Source organism: Phormidesmis sp. 146-20, from assembly GCF_052939475.1.
In genome coordinates this window covers 188986-202308 of sequence record NZ_JBJPHT010000004.1, presented here as the reverse complement: position 1 = coordinate 202308, position 13323 = coordinate 188986, and the positions used below count along the sequence as shown (strand labels likewise).

At 48.3% G+C, this 13323-nt stretch carries 11 protein-coding genes; 4 read left to right on the top strand and 7 right to left on the bottom strand.

Annotated features, from left to right (window positions below; genetic code table 11):
* Positions 1–427 precede the first annotated feature (427 nt).
* The 3 genes from ACKFKH_RS05700 to ACKFKH_RS05690 all read right to left on the bottom strand — a co-directional run bounded on the left by ACKFKH_RS05700 (position 428) and on the right by ACKFKH_RS05690 (position 3230).
* On the bottom strand, positions 428–955 hold the full coding sequence (locus tag ACKFKH_RS05700) for a cofactor assembly of complex C subunit B (protein WP_446857279.1): 528 nt from the start codon (positions 953–955) through the stop codon (positions 428–430).
* Positions 956–1036: 81 nt separating this feature from the next.
* Positions 1037–1414 carry a PadR family transcriptional regulator gene (locus ACKFKH_RS05695; RefSeq protein WP_446857278.1) on the bottom strand — a complete coding sequence of 126 codons (378 nt, stop codon included), beginning with the start codon at positions 1412–1414 and terminating at the stop codon, positions 1037–1039.
* Between the two features lie 1165 nt (positions 1415–2579).
* Positions 2580–3230, bottom strand: coding sequence for a response regulator (locus ACKFKH_RS05690; protein WP_446857277.1), 651 nt, complete (start codon positions 3228–3230; stop codon positions 2580–2582).
* Positions 3231–3551: 321 nt separating this feature from the next.
* Between ACKFKH_RS05690 and ACKFKH_RS05685 the strand changes: the two genes are divergently transcribed.
* Together ACKFKH_RS05685 and ACKFKH_RS05680 are read left to right on the top strand one after the other, a co-directional pair.
* A complete protein-coding gene (locus ACKFKH_RS05685; RefSeq protein WP_446857276.1) occupies positions 3552–4106 on the top strand; it encodes a DUF3611 family protein in 555 nt (184 codons plus the stop codon).
* Between the two features lie 123 nt (positions 4107–4229).
* Entirely contained in the window at positions 4230–5447 is a 1218-nt protein-coding gene (locus tag ACKFKH_RS05680) for a glycoside hydrolase family 10 protein (protein ID WP_446857275.1), read from the top strand.
* A gap of 18 nt (positions 5448–5465) precedes the next feature.
* Here ACKFKH_RS05680 and ACKFKH_RS05675 read toward each other — a convergent pair whose 3' ends face one another.
* Together ACKFKH_RS05675 and mazG are read right to left on the bottom strand one after the other, a co-directional pair.
* Positions 5466–5705: a DUF2949 domain-containing protein gene (locus ACKFKH_RS05675; protein ID WP_446857274.1), complete on the bottom strand. Its 240-nt coding sequence runs from the start codon at positions 5703–5705 to the stop codon at positions 5466–5468.
* Between the two features lie 523 nt (positions 5706–6228).
* The gene (gene mazG / locus ACKFKH_RS05670) at positions 6229–7050 is read right to left on the bottom strand and encodes a nucleoside triphosphate pyrophosphohydrolase (RefSeq protein ID WP_446857273.1); all 822 of its coding nucleotides are present in this window, start codon (positions 7048–7050) and stop codon (positions 6229–6231) included.
* 659 nt (positions 7051–7709) lie between these two features.
* Between mazG and eno the strand changes: the two genes are divergently transcribed.
* On the top strand, positions 7710–9002 hold the full coding sequence (gene eno / locus ACKFKH_RS05665) for a phosphopyruvate hydratase (RefSeq protein WP_446857272.1): 1293 nt from the start codon (positions 7710–7712) through the stop codon (positions 9000–9002).
* A 492-nt stretch (positions 9003–9494) separates the two neighbouring features.
* A complete protein-coding gene (locus tag ACKFKH_RS05660) occupies positions 9495–10103 on the top strand; it encodes an exonuclease domain-containing protein (RefSeq protein WP_446857271.1) in 609 nt (202 codons plus the stop codon).
* A gap of 218 nt (positions 10104–10321) precedes the next feature.
* On the opposite strand, the gene ACKFKH_RS05655 is transcribed toward ACKFKH_RS05660, so the two are convergent.
* Together ACKFKH_RS05655 and ACKFKH_RS05650 are read right to left on the bottom strand one after the other, a co-directional pair.
* Positions 10322–11692, bottom strand: coding sequence for a glycosyltransferase family 4 protein (locus tag ACKFKH_RS05655; protein WP_446857270.1), 1371 nt, complete (start codon positions 11690–11692; stop codon positions 10322–10324).
* A gap of 98 nt (positions 11693–11790) precedes the next feature.
* Positions 11791–12864: a glycosyltransferase family 4 protein gene (locus ACKFKH_RS05650; protein ID WP_446857269.1), complete on the bottom strand. Its 1074-nt coding sequence runs from the start codon at positions 12862–12864 to the stop codon at positions 11791–11793.
* Positions 12865–13323 lie beyond the last annotated feature (459 nt).

The window sequence follows — 13323 nt, the reverse complement described above, 5'->3', positions numbered from 1 at the left end:
CCCTTTTTGACGTTGAATAAGTCTCAGTCTAAAACACGGGGGGAAAGAGTGGGACAATTCGCGGCTGTGACCCAGGCGTACTCGATGTGCAACTTTTCCCAAACGCTTGAACAGACTGCCCTCACCCTAGCCCTCTCCCTGGGGAGACAGGGTGGTTTCGTACACCAAAAGGAAACCCCGGAAGCCTAATTTTTCAGTCTCTGCGAACACTTTCTGGCGCGTAGCGATCGCAACTTTGAGCGAACCTCAACGCAGGAACCAAAAATCCTCAGTATTTTTTCCTTGTATGAAACCACCCTGCTTAGAAGATTTCCTTTAATAAATTTACTCGGCTGTCTCCATTGAGAATTCTGAAAGTCAAAGTCTCCCAGAATTGGGGGATCTAGGGGGCTTCCCAAGATTGGTAACTTTTTTGCTACAAATCTCCCTACTCCAAAGGCTTTAGCTCCAAAACTCGCTGTAGCTCTGCTAACTCATCCCGATGTCCCTGAACGGTGATCGCAGTGGGCATCTTGGTCTCAGCGGACGACTCTACTTTCAAAGAGACCTGCTCCGATCGCGCCGCCCCTCGCCAATAAAAAACTCCCGCCAACGGTGACAGGAGTAGTAAGCCTAGCCAAAAGTTTGACCCACTGGGCAAAGAGTACGACAGCACTAGCGCAAAGCACAGCATCCCCGTAGCGGCCAACAGCGTCAAAAAAATCGCCAAAAACCAACTAGGACGAACTACTCCCTCAAACGTCACCTGATTTTCGGCAGCGTTGACTGCGACAACCCGATAGGCTCGTTGGTCAAAATACTGCCTCAATTGAGACAACAGTGACTCCTCCGATTGCTCAGAGGTCAGCTTCATGGTTTCGATTCTGGGTTTGACCGAGGCGCGAATAAAGAAAAACAGCCCGATCACCATCAAAATCGTCAAGAAGAAGGTGGAAGGAATAACAGAGGTGCTCATGTTGCAAATCAGGAGAGAAAAGTGGCCTGCCCAAGTTTAAGTCTAGTAAACAAAGGGGTCACTTTTGGGAGATCTCCAGAGTTAGCGATCGGCACCGACTTTAGCAACCGTCTGACTATCGCGTTTGACGGCGTATTCTTCCCACAGTCGCGCCAAATCTTGAGCCTGCTGCATTGCCTCAGACCGGATTTGATACATCCGACGTGGCCGCCCTCTCCCTTCGACTTTTTTCCAGTAGCCCGTTACCATTTCTTCGTCTTCCAAAAACTTGAGTGCACTATAAAGCACGGTGTCTGAAAGGCGGTAAAGCGGATGTTCGGTCTCTAAGAGTTGGATGAGTTCTGTGCCGTATGAGTCACCCCGCAGAAGGACTGCGAGAACGTAACACACCGCCAATTCCTTATTTAGGTAAAAAGGTGGTGGATCTTTGAAAAACTGATAGATATCCTCAAATTTCATCTGTCTGAATCCAAGCTTGCGACAATAACGATTGGCTCTCGATGATGCTTTGAAATTTGGTGTCTGACCTAGCATCATCACGGTAGCAATTACGCCTCTTAGATGGCCGTCCTTCTAAAGGACGAAATTACCTTGAGGGTGAAAAATTGCAGTCAAACATAGAGCACGATCGTGGGGTTATTACTTTGAGTGAGCCAGCAACGTATGTCTTTGAGAAGCGTCCAGTTTTTAGGACACTTCTTGGCAGGTTGTTGGTTCAAAAATGTAACGTTTTTGTGTGGTCAAGAAAACCCAAAAGCTAGTGCTGGGCATCAGGGCTTTTTCCAAATCCTACTGGTGTTGTACAACTTTTATACTGGGGGAGTATGAACTTGGTATGTCACCAGTAAAAATGCGCTTATCCCAAACAGCAACCTCATTAAATTGCTTAACCATATTTTAATTGTACAACTTGATTTTGAAGTTGGCTTCCTAATTTGCGGGTTAAGAAGTAAATTATTTTAACTTTACCGTAAACTTTTGACCTCACCTCTTATCAGTCAAGGAACTTGCTAACCCTGTAAGCCTCTCTCACGATTAGTAAAGACTTACAACCTGTTTAGAATCGACGTTTCAAAAAATGTTTCGCACACGAACCTATTATCAATGCTCTAAGTTTTCCGGACGTTAGTGAAGAGACTTAACAAACATTAATAATATCAACCCTCCCCATCTCTCGATTTCGATTATCCCGATCGTCTTAGAGCAGTCATGGCTCAATTTAAGGTCAACTACACTTGACAATTGACGACTTAATCTAATTAGCTTTAAGAAAAAATATCAGCTAAAAGTTGCTCACGTCTACTTAATGAGAACCTCTACCTACCAGTACAAAGGGCCAGCTTTGAACCTTTTTCCGGGATACCTGGATGAAGTTCATTAATCGAACGTACGAATTTTTGACGCACAACTAATAGAGACGGGTTGAGAGCAATTTCTAAAAAAGGTGACTGTCGAATGGGATATTCATTCTAGCGACCCAAATCGATTTTCGTCCGGACTGTCACCCCTTGCGATCGCCGTTTTAGCAGCACGAGAATGAATTTACTTGGGTGAGAGTCTATACTTCTTGTCTAAAAAAGCCGCGCTAACTTGTGCCAGATTTATAACTGACTAGACGAAAATCTCAAACCAGACCCGTTCTCAGAGCAACCACGGCTGCCTGCACTCGATCGTCCACAGACAGTTTGTTCATAATGCCGCGAATGTGGGTTTTGATCGTGTTGGGACTGAGGTACAGCGCTGCGGCGATTTCTGGATTACTACAGCCGTCTACCATCAATTTCAAGACTTCTAACTCACGCACCGAAAGCTGCCCCACGTTGGTATTGACCGCAGGTGGCTTGAGATGTTCTACAACCCGTCGGGCAATTTGTGGATCGAGGTAAGTGGCTCCTTCTTGAGCGGCCGCGATCGCCGCAACCAGTCGATTGACATCTGACCCTTTGATACAGTAGGCATCGGCTCCACTGGAGAGGGCGGCAATAATCTCGGTTTCTGAGGTGTGCGAGGTGAGCATGACAATTCGCACGTTGGGCAGGGCGGCCTTGATCTGCTGGGTGGCTGCGATTCCATCCAGGCGAGGCAGTCCGATGTCCATCACGATCAGGTCTGGCTTGTGTTTGAGGGCAGCTTCTACGCCTAAGTAGCCGTCATTGACCTGAGCGACGATCGTCAGTTGGGGATAGTCTTCAAGGGATTGTTCTAACCCTAGCTGCATCATGGGGTCATCTTCGACGATCAAAATTCGCAGGGGCGGTAACTCGATCGGATTCATAAGTTGCCGTGAATAGAGGGATGTTTCTCCATGATAAGTTGTATCCCAAAAACATTTCTCTGGATAGAGGGTTTTACGCCCTATTCGATTTTTGAAGGTTCTAGAGGTGTTTGGGGCTGCTAAAATCGTACTCTCTGGGGTTGAGGTGCAGGGTTCTCATTAAGTTAGAGACTGTAGGTTTAATAAACTCGAAGCCTGGGCTAGATAACAACTTTATTCAATCCACGATCATTTATTCAATCCACGATCAAACATAGAAGTAACCGACTTAATGAACGCATCCCTAAATGCCCTAACTAGCGCCATCGCAGGCTATTGAAGATGACCAAATCAGATCCGCCCACGCTTCGACAAATTGCCAGCACCTTTCGGCTAACGGGTTGGATTAGCTTTTGGGTGCAATTGGTGTTGACGGTGATTTCGAGTGCAATTTTGCTGTTTGCCTCAGTTTCAAATCGCACCCCCACCACTAATCCGGGAACCAGTGTCGGCGTTGTGTTGACGGTTTGTGGGATTGGGGTGTTAGGCTTTAATATGTTTTGGGCGATCGCTCGTTATGTTTCGATCGGGCGGCGACTGGATGGCGCTCCTGAAATTCGACCCAAAAAAGCAGATGCAATCCAGACGCTGAGAATGGGACTAATCGCGAGTCTGATCGGGACGCTGCTGGCACTGTTGGGAGCAGAAGCGATCGTGGGCCTGCTGTTTGGGAAGGCGGTCAGCCAGGGCGTTGCAGGTTTTGTCAATACTGACCCTGCCAAGTTTATCCAACCGCTTGACATTCTGGTGGTGCAGGCAAGTATCAATGTGATTTTGGCGCAGTTTTGTGCGATTTCTGCATCGCTGTGGCTGCTTAATAAGATGAGTCGGCAGTGAGGAATCTGCGATCGTCGCCTTGTAACTGTCCTGATGGCAGGCTGTGAGTTATGAGTAATGGCTCATTCGACCGATCGCGGGCCCCTGTTTTGTTTGAAAATCCTTCGAGTGCTTGCCTGATTCATGTCTAACGCTCAAACCGTCGATGATTTGGAGAAGAAACCGCGATTTCCTAGGGTCTGGCTGCGTCGGGGACTGTTGGCCGTCCTGGCGTTTGGGTTGGTGGTTTCTCTGTGGCAGGCTCCCGTGGTGCGGGTTGCTCAGGGGAAGACTGCTGAGATTCGTGGGGTCTGGATGACCAATTTTGGCGCAAGTCTGATGTACTACACGACTCGGCTGGATGAAACAGTTGCAAATCTGGCCCAGCATCGATTAAACACACTCTATCCTTGTGTCTGGAATCGCGGTCGCCCTTTGCATCCCAGTCCGGTTTTTGATCGGGCGAGTCGATCGCAGTCCTTTAAATTGCCCTTTCAAGATGTGTTGTCTGGCGTGGTGAAACAGTCTCATCGTCAGGGTTTGAGAGTGATTCCGTGGTTTGAGTATGGGTTGATGATTCCGGTACGATCGCCCATTGCCCAACAGCATCCCGATTGGTTGACGAGGACTCAAAGTGGTGGAGGCACGATCGAGCTAGCCGAATCAGGCATCGAGCAAGGTTGGCTCAATCCTTCTCATCCAGCAGTTCAGCAGTTTCTCACCGACCTGATTGTAGATGTGGTGAAACGCTATCCGGTTGATGGGATTCAGCTAGACGATCACTTTGCGCTGCCGATCGAGTTTGGCTATGACCCTTATACAGTGAAACGTTATCGGGAAACTCATCGCGGCAAATCTCCTCCAAAAGACATGACAAACCCTGAATGGATGGACTGGCGGGCTGACCAAGTGACTCAATTGATGGGCAAGATTAGTCGAGCAGTCCGATCGGTGCGTCCGGGGGTGGTGATTTCGCTGTCGCCTAATACCCCTGATTATGCCTATCGCAAATCGCTACAAGACTGGCGACGCTGGGTAAATTTGCGGCTGGTGGATGAGGTTGTGGTGCAGGTGTATCGTTCTGATTTGAGTGGTTTGAAGGCTGAGTTAGAAGGCGGTGGGTTTCGAGATTTGAGTTCTCAGGTGCCGATCGCCATTGGTCTTTATGCGGGTCGATTTTTGAGTGCAAAACCGATTCAGCAGTTGCAGCGAGAGGTCGAAACGGTGCGATCGTCGCAGTATTCAGGAGTCTCTTTTTTCTGCTGGGAAACCACTTTTTGGCTGTTTAAAGGAAGCCCTCAAACCCAAGTCGAGCGGGGTTTTACCAAACTCTTTCCAACTGCCAGCCGTCCGACTGGTTAGGTCACTGAATCTAATCCGCTACTTCTCTAACCAGTCCAAGATTTGATTGAGTTGGTCGAGTGAGACAAAGCCATAGCGCCAGAGAATCATCGGCAGCGGCCCGCGTTCTTGTTGAGAATATCGCAGCGCCATCGCGATCGAAGGGGGCGAAATGGCTAATTCATTCTGCAAAAAATTAATTAGCTGCACGTTGCTTCTGTCGAGATTGACAACAGCCTCCTCTAACTCATTGATAATCTCTTTTGGCAACGCAACCATTTCTCAGCAAACCCCTGGATAAAATTGTTAACTAGTAGACATTTTGGATGTTCATGCTATCACTAAAGTTAAGAGTTGAGCCAAACAACTTTAGTGAGTTTTTTAGAGTGTGGAAGTGACTTTGTTAAGAAGTCTGCTGAGAGAAGTAAAGTGCCACAGCATTCAAGCAAAGCCCGACTCAAGTTCTATGCCCTCACTTAAACCACACTTATTTAAAAGTGATCTTTAAGATTGATTAAAGATTGAATCATTTTACGCAAGTATTTCTACATTTAGAGGCTTTGGGAAGCATTTAGACTTCTTACCCCTACATCTAGGATCATGCAGGTTAACCTTTGTCCGATCTCTTCGAGTTACCCGCAAGGGGTCGCTTCCAGTTGCCTGCAAAGGGTTGAGATTCTTGGCTTCGGTGTTTACGGCTTCTGCCCCCAACCTCCCAAATCTGGAGGACTTTGAGATAAGCACATCCCCCCTCGCAAAGCGGATTACCCCCAAAGGGGGAACAGATCATCGAAGTTCTTCCTCATCCCTCATCCCTCAGCTTTACCTTTGCCTGTTGCCAGAGTTGCTCCAATTCTTCCAGACTGTACTCGGTGAGGGGACGATCGACTGCCCGTTCCATTTGCTCTAGTCGTTGGATAAATCGTTGATTGGTGCCCCGCAGCGCTTCGACGGGATCGAGGTCACACCAGCGGGCCAGATTGATCACGGTAAACAGCAAATCGCCTAGCTCTGCCTGCTGTTCTGCGGGAGTTTCGTCGGTCAAAGCTTGCTGAAATTCGCCCAACTCTTCCTGAAATTTAGCCCAAACGTCGGCGATCGTTTCCCATTCAAAGCCTGCTTGAGCCGCTTTTTGAGAAATCTTCATGCCAGCCGTCAAAGGAGGGAGTGATCGAGCGTAGCGCTTGAGTTTGTAGCTAAGTTGCTGGGTGGTTGCAAAATCTTCGCCTTTTTCGGCGGCTTTGATCTGCTCCCAATTGCGATGTACGTCTTCGACAGATTGAACTTCGACCGTCCCAAATACGTGAGGGTGACGACGAATCAGCTTTTCGGTAATTTTTTGAGCCACGATCGACAGATCAAACTGTCCCGCATCTTGAGCCACCTGCGCCTGAAGGACAACCTGTAATAAAAGATCACCTAATTCTTCGGCGATCGCGTCTTGGTCTCCCGTTTGGATCGCGTCTACTACTTCATAAGCTTCCTCAATCACATAAGGAGTCAAGCTTTGAGGCGTTTGGGCTAAATCCCAGGGACAGCCACCATCGGGCGATCGCAGTTGAGCCACTACCTCAATCAGTTGTTGAAGTGCTGTAAGAGTCGAGACGGTTGTGGGAGAAGTCATCTTTAGAGTTATGAGAGTTAGTTGATTTGATGAATACGAGATGCAGTTTAAAACTAATGTCTCTTTTGAATTAAGGATCGAGGATGTAAATAACCTGTCATTTTGGCTGGCGGTTCAAACCGCGCCTATGAGAACGAAGTCTGCCTTCGCAGATAGAAAAGTGTTTTAACCTGGGCAGGTTTTGTTCCTATAGGCGCGAATTAATTTGCCGAGTTTATTTAATTTACGATCCCAAGCAGGGTTAGGAATCTCAAGGTCAGTCGATTTGTGATCCCCAAACCTCTTTTGGAAGTCTGTCACTACCCGCAAGTTTTTCTTGTATTCGTCGTGCCAAATACACTGTTATGGTCATTGCCATGTCACGATCGCCAGAGAGCTTGTATCCATTTTCCAAACTAATGCGACAAAAGCGGCAAGGACATTGGATCGGCGATCAAAGACTCTGCTCTGGTTAAAGTCCAAAGTCTAATGTCTAATGTCTAAAGTCCAATATCTTTTCTAGATTCGCCCAAGCATCATGCCCCGTTGGGTTTTCCAGGTTCATGACTTGAGGCTACCTTTATCGTAGAAGATGTTGGTAATGACAAGCTTAAAAAGAGGGGTGCCCAGAAGTTGCATATTCCTCGTCGCCTGTCCTTCATCCCTTTAGAGAGGTCTACATGATTGACATGTCCGAAACTGCGATCGATTCGATTCATGCCCGTGAAATTCTTGACTCACGAGGGCGACCGACGATCGAAGCCGAAGTCACGCTTCTCAATGGTGCGTTTGGGCTTGCCCAGGTTCCGAGTGGAGCGTCAACCGGAAGTTTTGAAGCTCACGAACTGCGCGATGATGACAAAAGTCGCTATGGGGGCAAGGGGGTTCTCAAGGCGGTACAAAATGTGGAAGAGACGATCGCGCCAGAGCTAATCGGGCTGGATGCGGTCGATCAAGAATTAGTCGATCGCGCCATGATTGCGCTGGATGGGTCGCCTAACAAGTCAAACTTGGGAGCCAATGCGATTTTGGCTGTGTCTCTAGCCACTGCAAAAGCGGGAGCCGAATCGGTAGGCTTGCCGCTCTATCGCTATCTGGGCGGGCCGCTGGCCAATCTGTTGCCCGTTCCCTTAATGAATGTGATCAATGGCGGTGCCCATGCCGACAATAATGTGGATTTTCAAGAATTCATGATTGTGCCGATCGGAGCCTCCTCCTTTAAAGAAGCACTGCGCTGTGGGGCAGAAGTGTTTGCTTCGTTGAGTAAAGTGTTGCATGACAAAGGCCTCCTGACGGGCGTGGGTGACGAAGGCGGCTTTGCTCCCAATCTAGAATCAAATCAGGCGGCACTGGATTTGTTGATGATCGCGATCGAAAAGTCAGGCTACAAACCGGGCACCGAAGTTGCTTTGGCGTTAGACGTCGCCGCGAGTGAATTTTACAAAGACGGCAAGTACACCTACGATGGCACGGCTCACGATGCGCCTGTGTTTATCGATTATCTGGCGAGTCTGGTCGATCAGTATCCGATCGTTTCCATTGAAGATGGTTTGCATGAAGACGACTGGCAACACTGGCAACTGATGACCGAGAAAATTGGCGATCGCTGTCAGCTAGTGGGCGATGATTTGTTTGTCACCAACATCACTCGGTTGCAAAAAGGGATTGAACAAAAAGCAGCGAATTCTATTTTGATCAAACTGAATCAAATTGGATCACTAACAGAAACGCTACAAGCGATCGACTTGGCCACACGAAATAGTTTCCGATCGATTATTAGTCACCGCTCTGGAGAAACGGAAGATACGACGATCGCAGATCTAGCCGTGGCCACTCGTGCGGGACAAATCAAAACCGGATCGCTTTGTCGTAGTGAACGGGTCGCCAAATACAATCGTCTCTTACGAATCGAGGACGAATTGGGCGATCGAGCGATCTATGCAGGCAAAGTTGGCATGGGGCCAAAATCGTAATCAAACTGTTGATTAGAGAGCAGATGAGGCATGAGAAAGTTAATCTGTTTCATCTGTTGTCTAATCCTTGTTAATGTGAATTCGATGAAATCTTTCGCTACGGTGATTAATCTGGGCAGCCCCTTAAATCCCTCAATACTGGGGGACTTTGAACCAGAAATCTGATCTAAAAGTCCCCAAAGTTGGGGAGGCTACCGTGTATACATAAGTCGATTGATCTGTACTTGCCGTAATCCTTCGCCCCCTAAATCCCCCAAATTTGGGGGACTTTGAACGCTGATCAGGGTTCTAAATTCTGGAAGTCTTTTTTGCTTAAAGTCCCCCAGAATGGGGGATTTAGGGGGCTGAAGCCGACTAGAACGAAGTGAGTATAGACTTGTGTATACACCGTAGCAAAGTTGGGGGGTGGGGGGCAGAAGCGCTGAACAACGCAGCAAAAAGACTGCATCGAATTGATGTCTTGTTAACGTGATCAGGATGGAGTGCTGAAGATTGCCTGACTTTTATTTAGTGCTGGATTTAGAAGCCACCTGTTGCGATCGTGAATCTATTCCCAGAGAGCAGATGGAGACGATCGAGATTGGGGCGGTGATGGTAGAGCGCAAGACATTGGAAACGATCTCATCAAGTTACCCGCAGGGGGTCGCAGAATTTCAAACGTTCATTCGTCCGGTCACTCACCCTGGGCTGACGGAGTTTTGTACGCAGCTAACCTCAATTACTCAAGCAGATGTAGACAGTGCCCCAAAGTTTGAGGAAGCGATGGAAACCTTTGAGCAGTGGCTAACCAATTATCCAAACTACTTGTTTTGCTCGTGGGGTAAGTTTGACCAACTTCAGATCAAAAAAGATTGTCGTCTCCATGAGATTCCGTATCCCCTCGGTCGCAAACATTTTAATCTCAAGACTCGATTTGCTCGCAGTCAGCGTCTAAAGGATCGAGTCCCCATGCTGCAAGCGCTAGACCTGATTCAGAGTCCTTTAGAAGGAACGTTGCATCGCGGCATTGATGACGCTCGAAATCTTGTCAAACTGTTGCCCTACGCGCTGGGAGTAAAGGCGATCGAACCAGCGAACGATCGTACAGAAGCTTCTATTTAACGTGGCGCTACGTCAGTTTGATCAAGTTTTTTCGCTTCGCTGTTTGGCATATCTGCCCCTGACCCTCCAAGTTTGAAGGACTTTCAGACTAGATTTGCGGTGCAAAGTCTGTCACTCGTGGAGAATTTAGGGGCTGCTCGAATTGACAACCGCAGCGAGAGATTTCATCGACAGGTGAATCTAAAGTTACTCGCTGCGTGATCTAACCAAACTAGTTTCTAAGAAACTTTGCTCAAGGTTTTGGTTGGCAACGCTTTGGGGGCCAAGTAAGCCGATCGTCCGCCTACCAACTTTTCATGCGTGATTGACTGAGCCAACACTCTTCGATACAGATCACTCAATTGGGCTGCAACGCCTGACCAGCTAAAGTTTCGTTGAACTCGCTCTGACGCTTGTTTTCTCAGCTTTTTGGCCCAGAGTTCGTCGGAGTAAATGCGCCTGATCGCGTCGGCAAAGGCTTCTACATTTTGAGCAGGCACGAGCAATCCAGTTTCTTCGGGGACGATCGAAAACTTCAAACCGCCCACCGCAGAAGCAACGACAGGAGTGCCACAGGCCATCGCCTCGATCGCCACCAATCCAAATGGCTCATAGTGACTGGGAATCACACACACATCGGCAGCCGTGTAATAGAGCGGCAAGCGATCGTGGCCCACTCGTCCGACAAAAGTGGTTTGTTCTGAGAGTCCCAGACCTTCGACGATCGTTTCAATTCTCCGACGTTCTTGTCCATCTGATTGAGTTGGGTCACTCCCGCCGACAATGACCAGATGGAGATTAGGATTTTCTTGCAGTTGGGCACAGGCGCGAACCAGCGTTTCGATCCCTTTGCGGGGATCAAATCTGCCAACATAGAGGGCGATCTGCTGGTCAGGTTTAAAGCCAAGCTGCGATCGTGCCTCTGATCGGGGAATCGCCTGAAAGTTTTCGATGTCGGTTCCACAGGGAATGACTTCGATGTGCCCCAGTTGAGAAACTAGCGTGCGTAAGGCTTCCTGCTCCTGGGGACTGGTGGCTACAATGCAATCTGATTGTTCTAAAATTTGTTGTTCAACCGCTAAACGAATGGGCGCGATCGCAGGTTGATTCTGCACCGCCTGATACTTAATAGCACCCAGTGAATGATAAGTGTGAATTAGCTGCACGTTATGGGTTTTCTTCACTTCTAAACCCACCCAGGCAGACATCCAATAATTGGTGTGGATCAAAGGATAGTGATACTTGGCTTGATAAGTTTGAAACGCTTCGACGAATGCTGGCATAAACTCAAACAAGCGATCGCGAGGTACAAATTCCTGCGGCCCAGCAACCAAGCGAATGGTTCGGCAATGGGGAGAATGCTGCACGATCGTTTCATCGTCTTCTCGCGTTTTGCGGGTAAACATATCGACCTGCCAGCCCAATTTTGCCAGCGCTTCTCCGACCTGCCGCACATAGACATTTTGTCCGCCTGCTTCTTCTTTGCCGATATCGGCTGCCGGGTCGCCATGCTCCGAAATGAGTGCGATCGCCTGTCGGTTGGGCAACGTTGATCGTATCAAACCGTGGGATGTCGGGTTAGATGCCTTATCTTCTTTGAGAAGTACCATTCTTTTACCTCATTAGTTAGGTAGTGTTTAGCAATCGGTCTGCAACTGAAGACTGCTAAAAGCTACTAGCCGAAAGTGGATGTGTCTCGAATCGTGTCTTAGCTCATCGCTAATAGATTGGACAGTCGCTCGATCACAGTCAGCCGCTTGCCTAAAATTTGTCGATAGACGGCTTCATAGCCATCGGTCATTTTCTGAACGCTAAACTTATCAACGACATGCTGACGACAATCGGCGCGCTCGATCGTTTCAATTTGATTCAACGCTGCGATGCATTCGTCTACGGTGTCACACAAAAAGCCCGTTTTACCATGATCAATGACTTCGGGCGCAGATCCTAACCTCATGCCAATGACCGGAGTCCCTGAAGCCATCGACTCGACCATGACTAAGCCAAATGGCTCACGCCAAGTAATCGGAAACAACGTCGCGACCGCGTTGCCCATCAGCGTATTTTTTTGAACGTGATTCGCTTCGCCCAGATATTCGATCTGAGTGCCGTCAATATGGGGTTTGAGTTCGGCTTCGTAGAAGTCTCGATCGACCACATCAATTTTGCCCGCCATCTTTAGCTTCCAGCCTGTGCGTTTGGCAATCTCGATCGCCACATGGGGCCCTTTTTCAGGAGACAGCCGTCCGAGAAATGCTAGATACGGCGGCTCACTCGGTTGAGCATAAAACTTGTAGCTATCGACATCGATGCCGTTGTAGACCGTCGCAGCGCAGTTTAGCTCCAGTCTTGGCTCACGTTGGGCATCCGAAATGCTCACATAGGGCTGACGGCTGGCGTGGCTGTACATCTTCTCGTTGTCAGGAGTAAATACGCCATGTAGCGTATGGACTGTGGGCGTTTTGGAGAAATGTGCGTAGGGCAACGCGGGGCAGCCCATGTGAGAGTGTATGATGTCAAAATCCTGAGCTTTTTGATAGACCTGACTGAGTTGCAGCATTTCATAAATCTGGTGTTCTTTCACCGTCGGATCAAGCCGCAACGCACGAGCATGAACCGATTCTAGCTTTGCCAAACTGATCGAGTCGCCAGATGCAAATAGCGTCACTTCATGGCCACGACGCACCAATTCATCGGTGAGCAAGCTTACTACTAACTCAATCCCGCCATAAGCTGGGGGGGGGACGCGCTCCCACAAAGGGGCAACCTGAGCAATCCGCATACAAACCTCCTACAAAGTCAAACTGTTTAGAAGTCTCGTTCTAGCTACAGAGTCCTTCCAAGCTAATTTCGCTTGAGAGATATGTCAGATTTAATTGAAATTCAAATTTCTGCCAAGTCGGAGATTTCACCTTGACAATTTGAGAAGTTCCACTTTTGCTACAAGCGTGGTACACCAATGCTACAAGTTGTCGTAAGAAAAAACACTTATTTGAGAGACCTTGTTTAGAAGCGTCGAAACCCGCTCACTGCCTAGAGATGTCCGCTAAGAAAGCGGCGGGTTTATTTGGCTCTCCCAAAGTTTAATCCGCTACAAATTAGACTAACTGAGCGAAGGTGAGGGTATTACGCCATGCATAGGTTGCGATCGACTTCTAAAATTGGTCACGATCGCTGACAAAGCTTATTTCTTCGATACACAAAAAAACATTTGTTAACTCAAAATCTCGTCCTCTAGATC

What these genes read in the sequence shown, in the direction of transcription:
- ACKFKH_RS05700 (WP_446857279.1), bottom strand. Translation starts at nt 955, where the DNA reads ATGAGCACCTCTGTTATTCCTTCCACCTTCTTCTTGACGATTTTGATG.
- ACKFKH_RS05695 (WP_446857278.1), bottom strand. Translation starts at nt 1,414, where the DNA reads ATGAAATTTGAGGATATCTATCAGTTTTTCAAAGATCCACCACCTTTT.
- ACKFKH_RS05690 (WP_446857277.1), bottom strand. Translation starts at nt 3,230, where the DNA reads ATGAATCCGATCGAGTTACCGCCCCTGCGAATTTTGATCGTCGAAGAT.
- ACKFKH_RS05685 (WP_446857276.1), top strand. Translation starts at nt 3,552, where the DNA reads ATGACCAAATCAGATCCGCCCACGCTTCGACAAATTGCCAGCACCTTT.
- ACKFKH_RS05680 (WP_446857275.1), top strand. Translation starts at nt 4,230, where the DNA reads ATGTCTAACGCTCAAACCGTCGATGATTTGGAGAAGAAACCGCGATTT.
- ACKFKH_RS05675 (WP_446857274.1), bottom strand. Translation starts at nt 5,705, where the DNA reads ATGGTTGCGTTGCCAAAAGAGATTATCAATGAGTTAGAGGAGGCTGTT.
- mazG (WP_446857273.1), bottom strand. Translation starts at nt 7,050, where the DNA reads ATGACTTCTCCCACAACCGTCTCGACTCTTACAGCACTTCAACAACTG.
- eno (WP_446857272.1), top strand. Translation starts at nt 7,710, where the DNA reads ATGATTGACATGTCCGAAACTGCGATCGATTCGATTCATGCCCGTGAA.
- ACKFKH_RS05655 (WP_446857270.1), bottom strand. Translation starts at nt 11,692, where the DNA reads ATGGTACTTCTCAAAGAAGATAAGGCATCTAACCCGACATCCCACGGT.
- ACKFKH_RS05650 (WP_446857269.1), bottom strand. Translation starts at nt 12,864, where the DNA reads ATGCGGATTGCTCAGGTTGCCCCTTTGTGGGAGCGCGTCCCCCCCCCA.